The organism is Vibrio sp. AND4, assembly GCF_000171815.1.
Lineage (GTDB): Bacteria > Pseudomonadota > Gammaproteobacteria > Enterobacterales > Vibrionaceae > Vibrio.
On record NZ_ABGR01000030.1, the window covers coordinates 1 to 21743 of the forward strand.

Genomic DNA, 21743 nt, shown 5'->3' on the forward strand with positions numbered 1-21743 from the left:
AAAATAGCGAGCTAGGTGCTCGCTATTTTAATGGTTACTTGCTTTGGCATGGTGGACTGTTCTGCTTCTTGCTGCGCACTTGCTTCTTGAGACTCGTTTTCTTCAGAAGGGGGCGCCACTTCAACGGCGCCTGAAACCGGTTCAGCCAAGGTTTCTAATGCACCAGAAACCAGCGGTGTGGGCGCGAGAGGTGGGATCACTTGTAGCTCATCGGTATCTTCATCAATTGTAGGCTTTTGACTCACATGACCAATGATCGATTGGTAGTAACGGCGAATGTTCTCGACGTAACTACGTGCTTCATCACCACGCGCATAACCGTAACGAGTTTGGCTGTAGTAACGTTTCTGACGCAGCAATGGCAGACGTTCTTTCACATCTGACCACGCATTTGGATCACCACCTTGCGCTTTAGTCAGACGTCTGGCATCCATCATATGGCCATAACCAATGTTGTAAGATGCTAATGCAAACCAAATCTTCTCGTGCTTATTGATCGAGTCTGGGATACGAGCCACGATACGGCGCAGGTATTCCACACCACCACGAACCGATTGTTCTGGGTCAAGGCGGTCAGTGACGCCGACACTTTTCGCCGTTGGTAACGTCAACATCATCATGCCGCGCACACCGGTCGGTGACTTGGCTTTTGGTTTCCAGTGAGACTCCTGATAAGCCAATGCGGCAATCAAGCGCCAGTCGAACTCTTCACTGTATTTTTGAAACAGTACTGACCATTTCGGCAAGGTGTTATTCAATGCACGAATAAAGGCACGAGTGTCCACGTAATCGAAAGCTTCAATGTGGCCGATGTATTTCTCTTCTAATGTTGCTAACTCACCAGACTGCTTAATATTGCCGAAGAACTCGATCAGCATCGCATACAAGCTTTCATCTTCAGAGCGACGAGTAAACCAAGAAACCGGTTGGTCTTCGGTGAGCTCAAAAGCCAGAGCGAGATCTGGGTATAGGCGCTGAGCCAGAGACAACTCCACTGAATCAGTGACGGTAAAGCGCAGCTCACCGGTTGATACGTGCTTCAACAGGTCACGCGTATCGGCGTCACCAATAATTTCGAATTGCAGATCAGGGTGTTGTTTTTGCAGTGCGGTTAACGTCGGCACAAATTGTGATTGCTCAACAATTTTTAGCGTATTTGCGCCTGCATTACTGTCAGCACTCCCAACGTTGTTATCTTTCGACTCTTGATACTTAATCAGTTGGTCCACATCGCGAGGGCGGATCTGGCCTTTCTTATACACCACTTGTTGGCTTACATAGTAGTAAGCGGGCCCAGGGCGAAAGCGCTGCACCGCCTGAGAGGTTTGATTCAAACCTGTTGCTATGATGTCGATATCGCCTTTTTTGAGGGCAGGGAACAGCTCCGCTTGACGAAAGGCAGGTTTAATTTCTAACTTCACACCGAGTTGCTCTGCAAAATTACGCGCCAGTTCGTAATCTAAGCCAGCAGGGCCATCGGGGCCAATGTAGTAGGAGAGTTGGTTGTTCAGCGTACCAACACGTAGAACGCCACGCTCTTGGATTTTCTCGAATTCACTTTTGGGTTCCGATTCAATCTGACAGGCAGAAAGGATAAGCACAGAGGCGAAAAGCAGGGCGCTGCGCTTGAGTCGGTTGAACTGACTTATTTGCATAAATTCGGTACGTCTCGATAATTTTCTAGCTGCCTTTATATCAAAGCAAACAGGTGGGGCATAGTGAATCAGACAGATAGAGTGCGACATTGTGTGATTTATCGACATTTTGGTCTCAAATCAAATTTGATAAAAAAATGACGCAAACGGTTGCTTTTGATGTTACATCACAAAAACAATTGCTATATAATGCGCTCGCAACGAAGAGGTGGCATCGGCATAGGTTTGAAAAACCTTCGGGAATAGCTTCGAAGAAAACAGTATAACCCACTGAATTTATTCCAATATCACCTTAATCACTTGCAATAAGAGACCTAAGCACATGAGAATTTTGCGTGGCTCCCCAGCTCTTTCTGAGTTTCGTGTAAATAAACTACTGGAACTTTGTCGTGAACAAGATCTGCCTGTCACGGGTATTTACGCAGAGTTCATGCACTTTGCGGATCTAAAGTCTGACCTTGATGCTCAAGAGTTGGAAAAACTGGAAAAATTGCTGACTTACGGTCCGACGATCGAAGAGCATGAGCCAGAAGGTCTGCTACTACTTGTTACGCCTCGCCCGGGTACGATTTCGCCTTGGTCTTCTAAATCTACTGATATCGCGATCAACTGCGGCCTAGACAAGGTGAAACGTCTTGAACGCGGCACAGCATACTACGTAGAAACTTCAACGCCATTAAACGATGTTCAAATTGCAGATGTAAAAGCACTTATCCATGATCGTATGATGGAAGTGACGTTTACTGACTTCGCTGCAGCGAGCGCGTTATTCCAAGCAGCAGAGCCTGCTCCTGTCGCAGACGTTGACCTATTAAATGGTGGTCGTGCTGCGCTTGAAAACGCAAACGTTACCTTGGGTCTTGCTCTTGCCGATGATGAGATCGAATACCTTTACGATGCGTTCGTAAACAAACTTGAACGCAATCCGACTGATATCGAGCTGATGATGTTTGCACAGGCGAACTCAGAGCACTGTCGTCACAAGATCTTCAATGCAGACTGGACTATCGACGGCGTGAAGCAAGAGAAGTCTCTGTTCAAGATGATCAAAAATACATTTGAAACCACACCGGAAAACGTGCTGTCTGCTTACAAAGACAACGCCGCAGTCATGGTGGGTTCAGAGGTTGGTCGTTTCTTCCCAAATCCAGAAACTCGTCAGTACGGTTACAGCCAAGAGAAAGCGCACATCTTAATGAAGGTGGAAACGCACAACCACCCAACGGCTATCTCTCCTTGGCCGGGTGCTTCTACAGGTTCGGGCGGTGAAATCCGTGATGAAGGCGCGACAGGCATTGGTGGTAAGCCAAAAGCTGGCTTGGTTGGTTTCACAACATCTAACCTACGTATTCCTGGGTTTGAACAGCCATGGGAAACCGATTTTGGTAAGCCGGGGCGCATCGTTAACGCTCTAGACATCATGCTCGAAGGTCCACTTGGTGGTGCGGCGTTCAACAATGAATTTGGTCGCCCAAACCTACTGGGTTACTTCCGTACTTATGAAGAGAAAGTTAACTCTCACGCTGGTGAAGAAGTGCGTGGCTACCACAAGCCAATTATGATTGCTGGTGGTATGGGTAACATCCGTGACGAGCACGTTCAGAAGAAAGAGATCCCTGTCGGGGCAAGCCTCATCGTTTTGGGTGGTCCTGCGATGAACATCGGTCTTGGCGGTGGTGCGGCTTCTTCAATGGCATCTGGTCAATCGGCAGAAGACCTAGATTTCGCTTCAGTACAGCGTGAAAACCCAGAAATGGAGCGTCGCTGTCAGGAAGTGATTGACCGTTGTTGGCAGCTTGGCGAACAGAACCCAATTGCGTTTATCCACGATGTGGGCGCTGGCGGTATCTCTAATGCACTGCCAGAGCTGGTAGACGATGGTGAACGTGGTGGTATTTTCCAACTGCGCGATGTTCCCAATGACGAGCCAGGTATGAGCCCACTTGAGATCTGGTGTAATGAATCTCAAGAGCGTTACGTCATGGCGGTTGCGCCAGAGAACATGGAAGTATTTGATGCGATCTGTAAGCGTGAGCGCGCGCCATATGCGGTAGTTGGTATCGCCACAGAAGAGCGTGAGCTGAAACTAGAGGATTCACACTTCGAGAATACGCCAATCGACATGCCAATGGATGTTCTTTTAGGTAAGACCCCTAAGATGCACCGTGATGCGAAGACGCTAAAAACCAATAGCCCTGCAATTAATACAGATAACATCGAGCTAAACCAAGCCGCAGACCGTGTTCTGCGTCTTCCAACCGTTGCAGAAAAAACCTTCCTTATCACTATCGGTGACCGCTCGGTGACAGGCCTAGTTGCGCGTGACCAGATGGTTGGCCCATGGCAGGTGCCGGTTGCCAACTGCGCAGTGACCGCAGCAAGTTATGATACGTACCATGGTGAAGCGATGTCGATGGGTGAGCGTACGCCTGTTGCGCTGCTCGACTTCGGAGCATCGGCTCGTCTCGCGGTGGGTGAAGCAATCACGAACATTGCAGCGACCAACATCGGCGATATCAAGCACATCAAACTGTCCGCAAACTGGATGTCTCCAGCAGGTCACCCGGGTGAAGACGCGGGTCTTTACGAAGCAGTGAAAGCCGTGGGTGAAGAGCTATGTCCTGCGCTGGGTCTGACTATCCCGGTGGGCAAAGACTCAATGTCGATGAAGACCAAGTGGGAAGAGAACGGCGAACAGAAAGAAGTCACGTCGCCATTGTCTCTTGTTATCACTGCGTTTGCGCGTGTTGAAGATGTACGTAAGACAATCACTCCGCAACTTCGCACTGACAAAGGTGATACTAGTCTTGTACTTATCGACCTGGGTAACGGTAAAAACCGTCTAGGCGCAACGGCACTGGCACAGGTTTACAAGCAGCTTGGTGACAAGCCAGCAGACGTAGACAACGCAGCGCAGCTAAAAGGTTTCTACGAAGGTGTTCAAACTCTCGTCGCAAACGACCAAGTCTTGGCTTACCACGATAAAGGTGATGGCGGTCTGTTTGTTACGCTTGCTGAGATGGCATTCGCGGGTCACTGTGGTGTGAAAGCAGACATCGCAGATCTTGGTGAAGATGCTCTAGCTGTACTATTTAACGAAGAATTGGGTGCAGTGCTTCAGGTTCACAACCATGACCTAGACGCGGTACTTTCTACTCTGGCGGCGAATGGCTTAGCTGCATGTTCACATGTAATCGGCACCGTTATTGGTGAGGGCGCTGCGTCTGATGAGCTAGTGATCACTTCTGGTGAGAAAGTTGTTCTTGAGCGTAACCGTACTGAACTGCGTACTATCTGGGCTGAGACAACGCACAAGATGCAAGGTCTACGTGATAATCCAGCATGTGCTGATCAAGAGCATGAAGCGAAGAAAGACAACTCTGACCCGGGTCTAAACGTTAAGTTAAGTTTCGACGTGAACGAAGACATCGCAGCGCCATACATTGCCGCTTCTATGATTAATAAGGGCGCTAAGCCTAAGATGGCAATACTGCGTGAGCAAGGCGTTAACTCGCATGTTGAAATGGCGGCAGCCTTTGACCGTGCAGGTTTTGAAGCAACCGATATTCACATGAGTGACATTCTGACTGGTCAAGCGGTTCTAGAAGAGTATCACGGCTTAGTCGCTTGTGGCGGTTTCTCTTACGGTGATGTTCTTGGTGCGGGTGAAGGTTGGGCGAAGTCTATCTTGTTCAACGAGCAAGCTCGCAATCAGTTCGAAGGCTTCTTCCAACGTGAAGATACCTTCTCTCTCGGTGTGTGTAACGGCTGTCAGATGCTATCGAACCTGAAAGAGCTGATCCCGGGCGCAGACTTATGGCCTCGCTTTGTTCGCAACGAATCTGAACGTTTCGAAGCACGTTTCAGTTTAGTGGAAGTTCAGAAGTCCGACTCTGTATTCTTCGATGGTATGGCAGGCTCTCGCATGCCAATCGCAGTATCTCACGGTGAAGGTCGCGTTGAAGTGCGTAATGCTGACCACCTTGCCGCGATTGAAGCATCAGGTACAGTTGCGGTTCGTTACGTGGACAACCAAGGCAATCCAACTCAGCAATACCCGAACAACCCGAACGGTTCGCCAAACGCAATCACTGGCTTAACGACTCAAGATGGTCGCGTCACTATCATGATGCCGCATCCAGAACGTGTATTCCGTACCGTTGCGAATTCATGGTCTCCAGAAGGTTGGGGCGAGAACGGCGCTTGGATGCGTATGTTCCAAAACGCACGTAAGAACATAGGTTAAGTACGGCCTAGTTCGTCAACATTCACGAAATAGATAAGCGCCAGTTAACAGACTGGCGCTTTCTTTATTTTAGGGAATCGAAAACGGACTTGCTCCTACAGGACGCTACGCTTGGAGAGTCGGGAACGCTTCGCTCTAGAAATCGAGAGATGTGTGCTGGAATACTAGATGTAAATATATGGACTCAAAGGGGTTGACAGTATTCGTTCCTAAATAGACAAAATGAAATCGTCTCCCGTCTCCCGTCTCCCGTCTCCCGTCTCCCGTCTCCCGTCTCCCGTCTCCCGTCTCCCGTCTCCCGTCTCCCGTCTCCCGTCTCCCGTCTCCCGTCTCCCGTCTCCCGTCTCCCGTCTCCCGTCTCCCGTCTCCCGTCTCCCGTCTCCCGTCTCCCGTCTCCCGTAAAAAACTTGCAGCGTTTCGGCAACTTTTGTGCTCTAATACCGCGCTTACCAAGGGATGGTGTTGAACAGCTCAGCTTAGATGGAGTTATCAAGTTGACCGAATCCCTGATTAATCCCTTAGGAAATGAAAAATGTCTAAAAATCCAAAATTTGCTATCCGCGTAACTGAAAAACGTAACGGTTGGAGCGCAGAGATCACTCGTCAAGTAACGTCTCGTAAAACTGTAGTATCAAAACGTGAAACCGGTTTTGACAGCGAAGAGAAAGCACAAGCTTGGGCAGAGCAAGAGCTCGTGAGTTTTGTTCAAAACCAAGTGGTTCGTAACGAGCGTAAAGCGACACAGCGTCAAGAACGTGAAGAACGCGAAGCAGAGCAGCTCGCGGCAAAAGCACGCAAAGAAGAAGCTCGTAAAGCAAGCGAAGCTGAATCTGACGAAGAGTAATCTCAGCTTACTCGATGGTCTACTTGCATCATCAATGTTGAATCAAAAAATGCCTCGAGTTTATCTCGGGGCATTTTTGTTTTTGGTGTTTATATCCAAGCCCTCAATGTAGCCAAACGGTCACAATATATAAGCAATCTTAATGTATAAAACCAACCTAAGCCCTAGAACGCAAACCAACTTACTATTGCGGTATCAAGTGTCTCTCGCTGAACTTGGGGATATGATCTTTCCTAAGTTTTTTAGGCGTGTGAATTGGCTGCAAATCAATGTTGTGTAATCCGTCTGACAAATCGGTGGCTTCACCATAGTCGTAATCCCGTGCTTCGGTAACTTCATCCTTTGCATATGGGGATTCAGTGGGCGCTTCATCGATTTTCCACGTGATCGCATCTGGTTTCGCATCAAGATCCAAGTCATCATGGACTTTTTGAGCGTAGTGATCGGCGGTTTGCTCTTGATTGCTTTGTTTTTGCAAGTACTCCGCAATTTCTCCTGATGCTTGAGCATAAGTCAGGCTGGGGAAGGTGATTCCCACAATAATAAGTAGTCTGTAAGTATTATTCATTGTGATTCATAAGCAAAAAGAAAGATACCCTAATTGCGAATGAGAATGGTTGCAATTGGTTTGTTGTATGAATGTGTCACGCGAACTTCTGGTTCAACCTTTTGGTTTGAATATAGGGAATAAAAAGCCCAGATAGATATCTGGGCTTCAATACGTTTGTTGGCTATTACTGCTGAGTTTCCAGTGGAATTTGACCTGTGGTCACTTGGTCGACATCGAACTCAGTTAGCCCCTCAATGTAGCTTCCTACTGCCTGCTCAACCATTTCATCGTCTTGTTTGAAATAAGCGATGTGGAAGATAGCATCCCCTTCGTTAACGAGCGGTAATGTTTGTTGACCAATAACAATACCGCCTTTTGGTGCCAGCAGCTCAAGTTCGTCATGACCAAGAGGCGAGCTGATATAAGCAAGAGTCTCACCTTCTTCTACTTTATCCCCCAGGTTCACGACGGTGCGAAGGATGCCGTTGCCCGATGCGCGAACCCAACTGGTGGATTTGGCAATGATTGGCTCTGGCAGCTTCTTGCGGCTCGCGCGTAACATACCGATCGCTTGCATGACACGTTGAACACCTAATACACCAGCACTAATCGACAGCGGATCAAAACGTAATGCTTCGCCTGCTTCATAAGTGAGCACAGGAATCTCACACTTCTCCGCTTCACTTCGCAGAGAACCATCGCGTAGAGCAGAGTCTACGATCACGGGTGTCGCAAATGCTTTGGCAATACGCAGCGTTTCGGGATTGCTCAAGTTAGCGCGGATTTGCGGCAGGTTGGTACGGTGAATTGCACCCGTATGGAGATCCAAAATATAGTCACACCGTTTCGCAATGTTGTTGAAGAATCCATAGGCCATGCGTGATGCCAACGCACCTTTCTCGCTACCTGGGAAGCATCGATTAAGGTCGCGTCGATCTGGTAGATAGCGCGATTTGTGGATAAAGCCGAATACGTTCACGATAGGTACAGCAACCACAGTGCCTTTCAGCTTGGCTGGATCCAATTGGTTGATCATCTGACGAACGATTTCTACGCCATTAAGCTCATCACCATGGATTGCGGCATTCACCATCAGCACTGGACCTGCTTGTTTACCATGGATTATTTCCACTGGAATAGAAAGCGGTGAGTGCGTGTAAAGCTGTGCTGCTTCAAATTCGGTTTCTAGTCGTTGTCCTGGCTGTACTTGGTGCCCGAGTAGCTCGAATACTTTGCTTTTTTTACTTCTGGCCATAAACCATCTCTGTCAAATACGTTATCAACAATGTAACAACTGGTTCAAAATCATACTAATCATTCTTCTTTAGATGACGAAAAATATTTTTTGTTGAAGTGGTAAATATTTCATCAGTTGTGTGGAGAATGTAAGCAGATAGGGGGGAATAGCTGAGCGTATTTAGTAAGGGTATGGCATGCTTTAAGTTTGAATATTCATCGGGTGAATAAGGCTGTGTTAGATTTAATACTTATATTTCTTTCGAGAAAAACGGCCTTTTACCTGAGGTTTTTATCCGCTAATATCCACGCCAAATTTTTGAACGAATACGGTTTAACTAGAGGTTCTTATGAAAAAGGCAATCGTAAAAATTGGTGTACTGACTGCCGCGGCAGTTTCTCTTTCTGGTTGTGTGGGTAGCAACGCAGTGACAGGTTACGTGATGGGCTTTAACATTAAAGCTGTTGACAACCGTTACGCTCGTGGTGGTCTAAACATGCTGATGGCGCCAGTTTACGGTGTTGCTATTGCGGCTGACTACATCGTGTTTAACTCTCTAGAGTTTTGGACAGGTAAGAACCCGCTCAACGGTAAGTCACACGTTTTTGATAAGAAGGTCGACACTTACATCGATGTTAACCATAAGTTAGATAACTCTCTAAAAACAGCGCCAGTTGGTCCTCTGACGAACAACCGTGTTATCGAGCAAGGTCAAATGCAACAGATCGACGAGAACACAGTTCAAATGGACATCACTTACAACAACGGTGAGAAAGCGACGCTAATTGGGGTTCGTGAGGGAGATTTCGTTACTTACTCCATCGATGGTGAAGTTGTTGCTAAGACTTCTATGGATGAGCTGGCGGCATACGCGCAAACTCGTGCATAATTTACAAACGAGTGAGCGTAGTAAAGTTCACAATAAAAAGGGTGCCTCGGCACCCTTTTTTGTTTTTCAAGATTTGGTTCGGATTACGCTTTTTCTGGAATCGCTTCTAGAAGTGCGACCATTTGATCCCAGTAAAGTTGAACAGTATCAATTTTTACTTTTTCATCTGGAGAGTGAGGGAATTTGATGGTTGGGCCGAAAGAAACCATGTCCATGTTTGGATAAGGTTCTTTAAATAGGCCACATTCTAGCCCTGCGTGGATCACCATGATGTTTGGTTTGTGACCGTAGATGCCTTCGTACATATCACGGAATATTGCCATGATTTCTGAATCTGCATCTGGTTTCCAACCTGGGTAAGCGCCTGAAAACGCGATTTGAGAACCTGCAAGTTCAGCAACTGATTGAAGCATGCCGACGACTTGGCTGCGACCTGAATCGATCAGAGAGCGAATGAGGCAAAGAACAGTGACTTTGTTTTCTTCCGTTGTGATGACACCAACGTTAAGTGATGTTTCAACCACGCCTTCTATTTCATCGCTCATGCGCATTACGCCGTTCGGACAAGCATTAAGCGCTGCGATGAAACTTTGTTGGTCTGCAATCGTAAATGCTTGTGCATCTGTTGTAACGGCTTGGTTGAAAGTCACGATGTCCGTTTCAATTTTACCCAGTTCAGCTTTAAGTAACTCAGTGTAACCATTGAATCGCTCTGCGAGTTTGTCCTGGTTTTCAGCGGGTAGGGCCACGGTAACGAATGCTTCACGAGGGATAGCGTTACGCAGACTGCCACCACGGAATTCAATCAGGCGCAGATCCAATTCTTGTGCGTAACCCGCTAAGAAACGACCGACAAGTTTGTTTGCGTTACCTCGGCCCGTATGAATGTCACAACCAGAATGACCTCCTTTTAGGCCCTTTAGCGTGAGTTGACGAGTCACAAAGCCTGCTGGAATGTCATCACGTGTTATATCGAATGTCATTGCGCCGTCGATACCACCAGCACAACCCATGTACACTTCGCCTTCTTGCTCTGAGTCGGTGTTGAGAAGAATGTCACCTTCCAACCAGCCTGCTTCGAGGCCAAAGGCGCCAGTCATGCCTGCTTCCTCATCAATCGTTAGCAGTACTTCGATAGGGCCGTGTTTGATTTCAGTAGAAGCAAGAACCGCAAGGCAAGAGGCCATACCAATGCCGTTGTCTGCACCTAGTGTTGTTCCTTTGGCCGTTACCCACTCGCCATCAATGTAGGGTTGGATAGGGTCTTGAGTGAAGTCGTGGTCAGTGTCTTCGTTCTTTTGCGGTACCATATCTATGTGCGCTTGAAGAACGACGCCTTTTTTGTTTTCCATACCTGGCGTTGCTGGTTTTTTAATGAACACGTTTCCAGTTGGATCACGGCGCACGTTAAAACCTTGCTCTTTAGCCCAAGTAACAATGTACTGCGCTAACGCCTCTTCATGTTTAGAAGGGTGGGGGATTGAACAAATCTTATCGAAAAACTGCCAAAGTGGAGCAGGTGATAAGGTACTGATTTCAGAATGGAATTCAGACACGAAAGACTCCTTTTTATATGCTTTGCCAAATTTAAACCGTAAATCTAATGTACATTTAGTTGTAAATGCTAATCGGTTTTGGCTTGGAATTATTTTCAGCATACCATTACAGACGCCGTTCTAGTAGTTGTGTGGAAAAGGATTTGGCTTAGAACTGTCACAGATTATGAACACAACTCTGTAAACGAGTGTGATGAAGACGGTGCGTATTGAAAGTTTGTTTATTCCTTAATTTACTGTTCTGTAGTTTATTTTCAAATATCCCCCATAATAGAATGAACTCATGATTGATTTGTGATCTTGATCACTTAATGCCTTGTAATTAAGTTCCGGTGTGGTATATTTATAACTAGCTTCTGAGAGAAGAATGAAATGCTCAAAGGATGAGTCCGTTTATCGCCTCCAAGGAACCGAGAAATCAACCAAGTTAGCAGTATTAATTGATTTAGAAGGTGATATTTATGAAAGGTTTACCAAGTGCAATGTTCTGGAGCAGCAAATCTGTTTACACCAGTAATTTTGTATATCCAACAAGCTTTGGTTACTAATTGAAGCCAAGGCATGTGATTGAACAAGTTTGTTCACCCCTATAAATTGGAATTTTTTTTCAGTGCATAGTACTGACATGATTCACCGCCACTCAAATTGAGTGGTGTTTTTTTATCTGCAATATCCAAATTCGACTACTTTCTCACCACCAAGCTGACATTCTAATAGTACATCTTCAACTTGTTTCATCTTCACGCTAAATCTGCGGGTATTTTACGTTCAAAACAGTGAGTTTATGTTTGAAAGTTTAATACATCGTTCAGTTTGTATTCCTTATGGTGCACAAAATATAATACTGTTAGCTATTGTTTATTAAAGATTAAATTTTTTTATTGTTTTAAATGCTAGCGAACGGGCCTCCTATCCAGCTAAAAAAAACGATTAGGGCGAACATTCTATCTGGAATTTGTGATTTGATGACTTTATAATCCAGGCTAATCGATTACGCAACCGTTTACTTTTTACCTTTTACAGGATTCGATCATGCTCGAAAGGCTCTTTAAACTTAGTGAAAATGGCACTAACGTGCGCACTGAGATCATTGCAGGTATCACGACCTTCCTCACCATGGCTTACATTATCTTTGTGAACCCAGCTATCCTCGCCGACACGGGTATGGATCGCGGTGCTGTGTTCGTTGCAACGTGTCTTGCTGCCGCTATTGGCTGCTTTATCATGGGGTTGGTAGCAAACTACCCAATCGCTCAGGCTCCTGGCATGGGCTTAAATGCGTTTTTCACCTATTCTGTCGTGTTGGGTATGGGTTACACATGGCAAGTAGCGTTGGCGGCTGTCTTTGTATCTGGCCTACTGTTCATTGCCTTGAGCATATTCAAGATTAGAGAGTGGATCATTAACTCGATTCCATTATCACTGCGTACTGGTATTTCAGCAGGTATCGGTCTGTTTCTTGCTTTTATTGCTCTGAAAAACGCAGGCATTGTGGTTGATAACCCAGCAACACTGGTTTCAATGGGCGATATCACCTCACTACAATCAGTGCTGGCAGCCGTTGGTTTCTTTATTACAATTGCGCTGGTTCACCGTGGTGTGAAAGGTGCTGTTATGATCGCTATCTTAGCTGTAACCATCCTGGGTCTTGTCTTTGGTGATGTTCAGTGGGGTGGCATTATGTCAACACCACCAAGCATCGCCCCAACGTTCATGCAGCTAGACTTCTCTGGCTTGTTTGAAGTAGGTATGATCTCGGTCGTATTTGCTTTCTTGTTCGTCGACTTGTTTGATACTGCTGGCACGCTAGTTGGTGTTTCGCAAAAAGCAGGTCTTACTGATGAAAATGGTAACATTCCTCGTCTAAACAAAGCGCTACTGGCTGACTCAACAGCAACATCTGTGGGTGCTCTGCTGGGTACATCCAACACAACGTCGTACATCGAGAGTGTTGCGGGTGTCGCCGCTGGTGGCCGCACAGGTCTCACGGCTGTGGTGGTTGGCGTATTGTTCCTTTTGGCACTGTTGTTCTCGCCGCTAGCGGGTATGATTCCAGCTTACGCAACCTCTGGTGCGTTATTTTACGTGGCTATTCTTATGCTTTCTGGTCTTGTCGGTATCGACTGGCGTGACCTAACAGAGGCGGCACCAGTGGTTGTAACGTGTTTGGTTATGCCTCTGACTTTTTCCATTGCAGAAGGTATCACGCTTGGCTTCATCGCCTACGCCGCAATCAAGCTGTTAAGTGGTAAAGGTCGTGACGTTTCGATGAGTGTATGGGTGATGTCTGCCATTTTCATCGCGAAGTACATTCTGGGCTAAGTTGTGTCAACTGAAAAAGCCAGTGTGGACAAAGTTTGCACTGGCTTTTTATTTGCAAATTTTTGTTAGACCCACTGAAGTAAATCATGCGGTGTTTTTTCTATGCTGACTCCGAACATTTACTGGCTGTGATTGAGATTATGTGAATTCAACCACTTGCCTGTTTTGTGTTGTTTAGCGAGCTCGATTTTTCTATGTGAGAGACAGAGAAATTTGATATCAGCGTTGGTATTCGCCGTGGCTTTCGGTAGAATAATCGATTGCGTAGCTTGAACCTCCCATTTCCTCTGGTGTGGAACGTTTAGTTTGTTGAGCTCAATTTGGTGCCATCAACTAAGCAGAGGAATGCACATTTTTAAATTATTAGGTTATTACAATGAGTAAAAAATTCATTATTACTTGGGATGCGATGCAGTCTTACTGCCGTGAACTGGCTGAGAAACAAATGCCAGCTGAGCAATGGAAAGGTATTTGGGCGGTAAGCCGTGGTGGTTTAGTTCCTGGTGCTATTTTGGCTCGTGAGCTAGGTATTCGCTACGTAGATACGATTTGTATCTCAAGCTACGACCACGATCACCAACGTGACATGACCGTGCTTAAAGCACCTGAGGGTGATGGCGAAGGTTACTTGATCATTGAAGACCTAGTAGATAGCGGCGATACAGCGCGTCAATTACGTGAGATGTACCCGAAAGCCAAACTGATAGCGGTATGTGCGAAGCCATCGGGTAAAGAGCTACTTGACGATTACGTTGTTGATATCGCGCAAGACACTTGGATTGAGCAACCATGGGATATGTCAATCCAATATGCTGAGCCAGTGAATCGCAAACAAAAATAAGTTTGCACAAGAATATTGAGAGATACCCCTTTATAGGGGTATTTTTTTTATTATTATTACCCAACAGCAATTAGCCTAGAGTTCTTCCTATGTCTGAAGACGTCAGTAAAAACCTTTCCGAAACCTTGTTCGTGAAACACAAACAAGCGAGAGAAACCTCTGCACTCACTCAATATATGCCCACCAGCCAAAAGATTCTTGATGAGCGAGAGGCACATAGTGAGCATGCTTGGTATCGTCATCTGAGACGTCTTCAGTGGGCGTGGCAAGGTTTGTCTCCTATCGAAATGGAATCGGTACTCGCTAAAATTGCATCATCAAAGCATTCTCGGACCCAAGACCATTGGCTTGATACTGTGCTGGGCTACCACAGCGGCAATTGGACGTTTGAGTGGATCAAGTTGGGCATGGAGCACCAGCGTCGTGCGGATGAGATGAAGGGGGAAGAGGCGGCAGATGAACTATTCACCGCTTCGTTGTGTTTCAGTATTGCGGGTTATCCACATTTAAAAAACGATAACCTAGCGATGCAAGCGCAAGTATTAGCAAACAAAGCTTATACGCAGGGGGCTGAGAAAACTCAATATGTGATCAAGCAGATTGAGGTTCCGTACCAAAAGCGCAAAATCATCGCCAATTTGCACCTACCGCGCACGGACAAGCAGTTGCCAGTCGTGATGGTGAGCGCGGGCTTGGATAGCTTACAAACGGATATGTGGCGTTTGTTCCGCGATCACCTTGCGCCAAGAGACATTGCGATGTTAACCATTGACATGCCCTCGGTAGGTCACAGCGCGCATTGGCCTTTGACGGAGAATTCAAGTTGTCTTCACCAAGCCGTGCTTCATGAGCTGTTTTCATTGCCTTGGGTTGATCATCACAAGGTCGGCCTGATTGGTTTTCGTTTTGGTGGTAATGCCATGGTTCGCCTCTCTTTCATCGAGCAGGAGAAAATCAAAGCGTGTGTTGCATTGGGGGCGCCGGTGCACGACTTATTTACTTCGTCGGAGAAGTTAAAGCAGATGCCGAAAATGTATTTAGACATACTTGCCTCTCGTCTGGGCAAGGATGTTGTCGACATTAATAGCATGGCTGGTCAAATGATGGCGTGGTCTTTGAAGGTACAAGGCTTTCTGAATAGCCGGAGAACGAAAGTGCCTATTCTTGCCCTGAGCCTAGAGGGTGATCCAGTTTCACCTCATAGTGACAATCAACTTGTTGCACTTTTTAGCCATTATGGTCAAGCGAAGAAAATTCGTTCCAAGACAATTACAAAAGGATATGAGCAATCCCTCGATTTAGCCATAAAGTGGTTGGAGGAGGAATTATTAAGGTGACAAATCTCCTAATTTAGTTAAGACTGATATATGAGCCCGTAAATCAAGCTCATGATAATTAAAAATAATCATCACTCTTGAATAGCTAATTATTTTATCCCTTATTATAGAAACGGAGATTCTTATGTCAGAGACGACAAAGGGGCCAACTCACTTTCGCTTAATGTCAAAGTTAAAGGCAATAGGACCATACCTGCGCGAGCCATTATCACAAGAAAAACGCTACTATTTTGACTGTTTATCAGTCTGTGTTGATGACCAAAAATCACCTGAAAAACGTGAATTTTGGGGCTGGTGGATGGACTTGGAGTCCATAGAAGGTGGCTTTACCGCAAAATACCATATAGGTAAATACAATAAAGATGGGGATTGGACCTCAGAACCATTGCCTGCCAAGGTGACGGAAGAGGTATACCGCACCCAGAGCAACTTTCATCAAAAGCTGACTGAGACAATGGCTGAGCAATTTAAACTGGAAGTGGAATACCACACAGAATCGTTTGACTTCGCTTAACCCAGCAGTTTCCCTCTTTGACAAGGTAAAAAGGTGCGTTTTCGTACCTTTTCTGCTTGTTAAAACCTTATTTGATTGCTAAAACATCCACTCTTTATTTGTTTTTCATTTCAGAAGACATCATGACAACGAATCAACAGAATGCAGTTATTTCACACACACAGACCGTGGTTGTGAAACTGGGTACAAGTGTGCTGACAGGTGGCACTTTGGCGTTAAACCGTGCTCACATGGTAGAGCTGGTGCGTCAATGTGCAGAGCTAAAAAAACAAGGCCATTCAGTCGTAATGGTGTCGTCTGGTGCAATTGCAGCAGGCCGTGAGCATCTTGGATACCCCGCACTGCCCAACGAGATGGCGAGCAAACAGTTGCTTGCTGCCGTGGGGCAGAGTCGTTTGATTCAAACATGGGAGTCTTTGTTTGGCATTTATGGCATCAAAATTGGTCAGATGTTGCTAACGCGTGCTGATTTGAATGATCGCGAGCGTTTTCTCAATGCTCGTGACACCATCAATGCGCTGGTCGCAAACGATATTATTCCGATTGTGAACGAAAATGACGCAGTCGCAACGAATGAAATCAAAGTCGGAGACAATGATAACTTGTCAGCTCTGGTGGGGATTTTATGTGGGGCAGATAAATTACTGCTTCTCACTGACCAAAAAGGCTTGTTTACTGCCGATCCTCGCAAAGACCCAAATGCCGAATTGATCAAAGAAGTAAAAACCATTGATGATACTTTGCGTAAAATCGCGGGTGGCAGCGGTACCACACTCGGCACAGGTGGCATGGCTACCAAGCTTCAGGCGGCAGACATTGCTCGTCGCGCTGGTATTGAGGTGATCATCGCAGCGGGCAGTGCACCCAATGTTATCTTTGATTCACTGAGCTTGGAGCCACAAGGCACACGTTTTCTCCCGTGTGAAGAAGCACTAGAAAACCGAAAACGCTGGATCTTAGCGGGCCCAGCTGCATCTGGCGACATCATTATCGATGATGGTGCCGTGAATGCGGTGTTTGGCAAAGGTAGCAGCCTACTTGCAAAAGGTGTCATCAAAGTTAGCGGTGACTTTGCTCGTGGTGAAGTGGCCCGTGTGACCAGTGCGCAGGGGAAACTGGTGGCTCGTGGTATCAGCGCCTACTCAAGTGAAGATCTAGCGAAAATTGCTGGTAAACACAGCAAAGATATTATCTCTATTTTGGGGCATGACTACGGCTCAGAGGTGATTCATCGTGATGACCTTGTCGTCATTCAAGAATAGAAATTGAAGGAAGCAAAGTGGATTTAACGAATATGGGTAAAGCTGCCAAAGATGCAGCTTTCGAATTGGCGACAGCGTCAACCGCACAAAAGAACCAAGCGCTGGCGATCATTGCCGACGAGCTAAACGCCAACGCAGCAACGATTTTGGCTGCAAACGCAAAAGACATTGAACTGGGCCGCGAGGCGGGTTTGACGGACGCACTGCTAGATCGTCTTCTATTGAACGAACAGCGTCTAACCGACATTGCCAATGACGTTCGTAATGTGATCAGCCTAAATGACCCTGTGGGCAGTGAAATCGACAGCAAGGTGCTAGAAAACGGCATGTCTTTGTCTCGTCGTCGCGTACCACTTGGTGTGGTTGGCGTGATTTACGAGGCGCGTCCAAACGTCACCATCGATATTGCGGCTCTGTGTCTAAAAACGGGCAATGCAAGTATCCTACGTGGCGGTAAAGAGACGTTCTTTTCCAATATGGAACTGGTTAAGGTTATCCAATCCGCTTTAGAGAAAGCAAACTTGCCAGCAGCTTCTGTACAATATATTGAGAAGCCAGACCGTGAGTTGGTCTCTCAATTGCTCAAACTGGATGATTACGTCGATATGATCATTCCCCGTGGTGGCGCTGGCCTGCACAAAATGTGCAAAGAGAACAGCACTATCCCAGTGATCATCGGTGGTTTTGGTATCAGCCACATTTTTGTTGATGAATCAGCGGATCTAGAAAAATCGTTGGATGTTGTTGAGAATTCGAAAGTCCAGCGACCATCAGCATGTAACTCGCTCGATACCTTGCTAGTTCATGAAAAAGTGGCAGCGCAATTTCTCGCAATGATGGTTGAGCGCATCAATGACAAAGTCACTTTGGTTGCTGAACCAAAAGCAAAAGCGCTGATGGTACAAGCCAAACAGATTCGTGATGCGGGTGAAGGCGATTTTGATACGGAATGGCTCAGCTACACGCTTGGGGTAAAAGTGGTTGCCGATGTGAAAGAAGCGATCGATCACATGCGTGTTCACAATGCGAGCCACTCTGATGCAATCATGACCAATAGTCTGGAAAACTCAGAGCTTTTCATTAACTCAGTGGGGTCTGCGGCGGTTTACGTAAATGCAGCGACGCGCTTCACTGACGGTGCTCAGTTTGGTCTGGGCGCAGAAGTGGCGGTATCTACTCAAAAGCTGCATGCACGTGGCCCCATGGGTTTAGAAGAGCTGACCAGCTATAAGTGGGTTGGCAAAGCGAACTACCTAACTCGCAGCTAGTAGAAAACGTCTGATAATGATTGAAAAAGGGGCCGCAGCGCTCCTTTTTGTTTTCTCTAACATAGCAATTCCGCTACACTAGTCTTGCTTTTGGGAAGGCCCCAATTGCAGGTTATTTGGAGGTGATATGCATTGTCCTTTTTGTTCTGAGAACGATACAAAAGTAATTGATTCCCGTTTAGTTGCAGACGGCCATCAGGTTCGTCGCCGCCGCCAGTGTCTGGCATGTAGCGAGCGTTTTACTACGTTTGAAACTGCAGAATTGGTGATGCCGAGAGTGATTAAGTCAAATGGTAACCGAGAGCCCTTCGATGAAGACAAAATGGTCGGTGGTATTCAACGCGCCTTAGAAAAACGCCCAGTGAGTGCAGACTCTATCGAGCTTGCGATTAGTATGATTAAGTCACAGCTTCGAGCGACGGGTGAGCGTGAGGTACCAAGCGAGATGATTGGTAATCTCGTCATGGATCAATTGAAAGATCTGGATAAAGTCGCTTACATTCGTTTCGCATCGGTTTACCGCAGCTTCGAAGACATCCGTGAATTCGGCGAAGAGATTGCTCGATTAGAAGACTAATTACATGATGACTTTGCAAAACACTTGTTCAACATTCACTTCCCAAGATTTCGAAATGATGTCGCGCGCGCTCAAATTGGCGAAGCGCGGTATTTACACGACTGCGCCTAATCCTAATGTAGGTTGCGTTATTGTCCGTGACGGTGAGATTGTTGGCGAAGGTCACCACCACCGAGCGGGTGAGCCCCATGCTGAAGTGCACGCCATGCGTATGGCGGGCGATAAAACCCAAGGTGCGACAGCTTACGTAACATTAGAGCCTTGTTCTCATTATGGGCGCACTCCGCCTTGTGCAGAGGGACTCATCAAAGCCAAGGTTGCTCGTGTTGTCTGTGCGACGGAAGACCCAAATCCTAAAGTCGCAGGACGTGGCTTTCAAATGCTACGTGATGCAGGGGTTGATGTTCAGGTTGGTTTGTTACAAAGCGAAGCGATTGAGCTCAACAAAGGTTTCATCAAATTCATGCAAACGGGTATGCCATACATTCAGTTGAAAATGGCGGCCAGTTTAGACGGACAAAGCGCACTCAGTAATGGTCAAAGCCAATGGATCACCTCCCCAAAGGCTCGCCAAGATGTGCAGCGTTATCGTGCATTGAGTGGTGGAATTCTCTCAAGCAGCAAAACAGTGCTAGCTGACAACGCCTCGTTAAATGTTCGATGGGACGATTTACCCAAAAGTGTACAGACGCAATACTTAAAACAGGATGTTCGTCAGCCTTCGCGTGTCATTTTTGATCGCCAGTCTCAACTTAGTGATGATCTAAAGCTATTCAACACCGATGGTGAGCGTATTATTGTCCGCCAAGGCGGCGATATTTGCCCCGAGTTGGATGAAAACGGCCAAATTGACCTAGCAGCAACGCTAAAAGTGGTGGCAAGTGAATGTCATATCAATCACTTATGGGTGGAGGCTGGCGCAACGCTCGCGAGTTCGTTAATCAAAGCTAACCTTGTCGATGAATTAATTGTTTACCTCGCGCCTAAATTGATGGGCAGTGATGGACGAGGTTTGATTGGTGCACTTGGTTTAACTGAGATGGCACAAGTGATCGATTTAACCATTACCGATGTTCGAATGGTGGGGGTGGATATCCGTATTACCGCTACCGTCAAACGCAACCTAAGCTAGAAAGAAGCATTATGTTTACAGGAATTGTAGAGGCAGTTGGCAAGCTGACTGCGATTACGCCAAAAGGCGAAGATATCACAGTAACAGTAGAGGTCGGCGAGTTAGATATGTCTGACGTTAAGTTAGGCGACAGCATCGCAACTAATGGTGTGTGCTTGACGGTTGTCGACTTCGGTGACCATTACTACAGTGCCGATTTGTCACTGGAAACACTCAACAAAACAGGGTTTGCCGCTTACCAAGTCGGTGACAAAGTGAACCTAGAGAAGGCCATGCTACCAACCACACGTTTTGGTGGGCACATCGTGTCAGGTCACGTCGATGGCGTGGGTGTGATTGTTGAGCGTAACCAAGTCGGTCGTGCGATTGAGTTTTGGGTTGAGATGCCCGCAGAAATTGGTAAGTACGTGGCAGAAAAAGGCTCAATTACGGTGGATGGCATCAGTCTAACCGTCAATGACCTACGTAAAAATGGTTTTAAATTGACGATTGTTCCTCACACCAGTGAAGAGACGACCATAGATCAATTCCAAGTTGGACGTAAAGTGAACTTAGAAGTGGACGTATTGGCTCGCTATATGGAACGCTTACTACAAGGCCACAAAGAACAGTCGCAAACATCACGTATTACGATGGATTTTTTGCAGCAAAACGGTTTTGCTTAAGCGAAATCTACGACAATCACAGAACGTTATCAGGTTTATTGACTTAATAAAGGTTGGCCTCAGACTACTTTTCCGACCCAAGCCAGTAGACGAAACGTGAAACGCATTGTTGCTGTACTAATAAACTTTTGAATAATGGGAATCAGAATATGCCTATCAGCACACCTCAAGAGATTATTGATGATATTCGCGCAGGCAAAATGGTCATTCTAATGGATGACGAGGACCGCGAGAATGAAGGTGATTTGATCATGGCCGCCGAGCACATTACGCCGGAAGCAATCAACTTTATGGCGACGCATGGTCGTGGTTTAATCTGTCTAACCATGACAAAAACGCGTTGCGAGAGCCTTGGCCTTCCACCTATGGTGCAAGACAACAACGCGCAATATACCACTAACTTTACCGTTTCTATTGAAGCCGCTGAAGGGGTGACAACCGGTATATCTGCCGCTGACCGTGCCCGTACAGTGCAGGCAGCCGTTGCGCCAAACGCGAAAGCCGCCGACCTAGTGCAACCTGGACATATCTTCCCACTAGCGGCACAAGATGGTGGGGTTCTCACTCGCGCAGGACACACTGAAGCGGGCTGTGATTTGGCTCGCCTAGCTAACCTTGAACCCGCGTCGGTAATCGTGGAAATACTAAACGATGATGGCACTATGGCTCGTCGTCCAGACTTAGAAGTGTTCGCTGAAAAGCACGGTTTAAAGCTTGGCACCATTGCGGATCTCATCGAATACCGCAACAACACAGAGACGACCATTGAACGTGTAGCACAATGCGCGCTACCAACAGAGTTTGGTGAGTTTACGCTTGTCACTTACAAAGATACCATCGATAACCAA

17 protein-coding genes are annotated in these 21743 nt (G+C 46.6%); 13 read left to right on the plus strand and 4 right to left on the minus strand.

The window, feature by feature from the left end; translation table 11 throughout:
* Nucleotides 1–11 precede the first annotated feature (11 nt).
* Complete coding sequence (gene mltF, locus AND4_RS16355) at nucleotides 12–1655, minus strand: membrane-bound lytic murein transglycosylase MltF (RefSeq protein WP_009844084.1); 1644 nt, start codon at nucleotides 1653–1655, stop codon at nucleotides 12–14.
* A 322-nt stretch (nucleotides 1656–1977) separates the two neighbouring features.
* On the opposite strand from mltF, the gene purL reads away from it, so the two are divergent.
* Complete coding sequence (purL, locus tag AND4_RS16360; protein WP_009844085.1) at nucleotides 1978–5901, plus strand: phosphoribosylformylglycinamidine synthase; 3924 nt, start codon at nucleotides 1978–1980, stop codon at nucleotides 5899–5901.
* Between the two features lie 532 nt (nucleotides 5902–6433).
* Nucleotides 6434–6745: a DUF3622 domain-containing protein gene (locus AND4_RS16365; protein ID WP_009844086.1), complete on the plus strand. Its 312-nt coding sequence runs from the start codon at nucleotides 6434–6436 to the stop codon at nucleotides 6743–6745.
* Between the two features lie 184 nt (nucleotides 6746–6929).
* On the opposite strand, the gene AND4_RS16370 is transcribed toward AND4_RS16365, so the two are convergent.
* Both AND4_RS16370 and AND4_RS16375 read right to left on the minus strand, forming a co-directional pair.
* Nucleotides 6930–7313: a hypothetical protein gene (locus AND4_RS16370; RefSeq protein ID WP_009844087.1), complete on the minus strand. Its 384-nt coding sequence runs from the start codon at nucleotides 7311–7313 to the stop codon at nucleotides 6930–6932.
* Nucleotides 7314–7479: 166 nt separating this feature from the next.
* The gene (locus AND4_RS16375; RefSeq protein WP_009844088.1) at nucleotides 7480–8550 is read right to left on the minus strand and encodes a succinylglutamate desuccinylase/aspartoacylase family protein; all 1071 of its coding nucleotides are present in this window, start codon (nucleotides 8548–8550) and stop codon (nucleotides 7480–7482) included.
* A 331-nt stretch (nucleotides 8551–8881) separates the two neighbouring features.
* Between AND4_RS16375 and AND4_RS16380 the strand changes: the two genes are divergently transcribed.
* Entirely contained in the window at nucleotides 8882–9421 is a 540-nt protein-coding gene (locus tag AND4_RS16380) for a DUF3332 domain-containing protein (protein ID WP_009844089.1), read from the plus strand.
* 83 nt (nucleotides 9422–9504) lie between these two features.
* Here the strand turns inward: AND4_RS16380 and AND4_RS16385 are convergent, their stop codons facing one another.
* Nucleotides 9505–10977: an aminoacyl-histidine dipeptidase gene (locus AND4_RS16385; RefSeq protein WP_009844090.1), complete on the minus strand. Its 1473-nt coding sequence runs from the start codon at nucleotides 10975–10977 to the stop codon at nucleotides 9505–9507.
* A gap of 1032 nt (nucleotides 10978–12009) precedes the next feature.
* Here AND4_RS16385 and AND4_RS16390 point away from each other — a divergent pair.
* The 10 genes from AND4_RS16390 to ribB form a co-directional block, all read left to right on the plus strand.
* A complete protein-coding gene (locus tag AND4_RS16390) occupies nucleotides 12010–13299 on the plus strand; it encodes an NCS2 family permease (protein WP_009844091.1) in 1290 nt (429 codons plus the stop codon).
* Between the two features lie 376 nt (nucleotides 13300–13675).
* On the plus strand, nucleotides 13676–14140 hold the full coding sequence (tet(34), locus tag AND4_RS16395) for an oxytetracycline resistance phosphoribosyltransferase domain-containing protein Tet(34) (RefSeq protein WP_009844092.1): 465 nt from the start codon (nucleotides 13676–13678) through the stop codon (nucleotides 14138–14140).
* Between the two features lie 89 nt (nucleotides 14141–14229).
* The gene (gene frsA, locus AND4_RS16400) at nucleotides 14230–15477 is read left to right on the plus strand and encodes an esterase FrsA (RefSeq protein WP_009844093.1); all 1248 of its coding nucleotides are present in this window, start codon (nucleotides 14230–14232) and stop codon (nucleotides 15475–15477) included.
* 124 nt (nucleotides 15478–15601) lie between these two features.
* The gene (gene crl / locus AND4_RS16405; protein WP_009844094.1) at nucleotides 15602–15991 is read left to right on the plus strand and encodes a sigma factor-binding protein Crl; all 390 of its coding nucleotides are present in this window, start codon (nucleotides 15602–15604) and stop codon (nucleotides 15989–15991) included.
* Nucleotides 15992–16113: 122 nt separating this feature from the next.
* Nucleotides 16114–17253, plus strand: coding sequence for a glutamate 5-kinase (proB, locus tag AND4_RS16410; protein WP_009844095.1), 1140 nt, complete (start codon nucleotides 16114–16116; stop codon nucleotides 17251–17253).
* Between the two features lie 17 nt (nucleotides 17254–17270).
* Entirely contained in the window at nucleotides 17271–18521 is a 1251-nt protein-coding gene (locus AND4_RS16415; RefSeq protein WP_043991799.1) for a glutamate-5-semialdehyde dehydrogenase, read from the plus strand.
* Nucleotides 18522–18648: 127 nt separating this feature from the next.
* Nucleotides 18649–19098, plus strand: a complete 450-nt coding sequence (nrdR, locus tag AND4_RS16420; protein ID WP_009844097.1) for a transcriptional regulator NrdR — start codon at nucleotides 18649–18651, stop codon at nucleotides 19096–19098.
* 7 nt (nucleotides 19099–19105) lie between these two features.
* Complete coding sequence (ribD, locus tag AND4_RS16425; protein ID WP_043991800.1) at nucleotides 19106–20230, plus strand: bifunctional diaminohydroxyphosphoribosylaminopyrimidine deaminase/5-amino-6-(5-phosphoribosylamino)uracil reductase RibD; 1125 nt, start codon at nucleotides 19106–19108, stop codon at nucleotides 20228–20230.
* 11 nt (nucleotides 20231–20241) lie between these two features.
* Entirely contained in the window at nucleotides 20242–20895 is a 654-nt protein-coding gene (locus AND4_RS16430) for a riboflavin synthase (RefSeq protein WP_009844099.1), read from the plus strand.
* Between the two features lie 149 nt (nucleotides 20896–21044).
* Nucleotides 21045–21743 (plus strand): 3,4-dihydroxy-2-butanone-4-phosphate synthase (gene ribB / locus AND4_RS16435; RefSeq protein WP_009844100.1); only part of this gene is annotated, 699 nt, incomplete at its 3' end.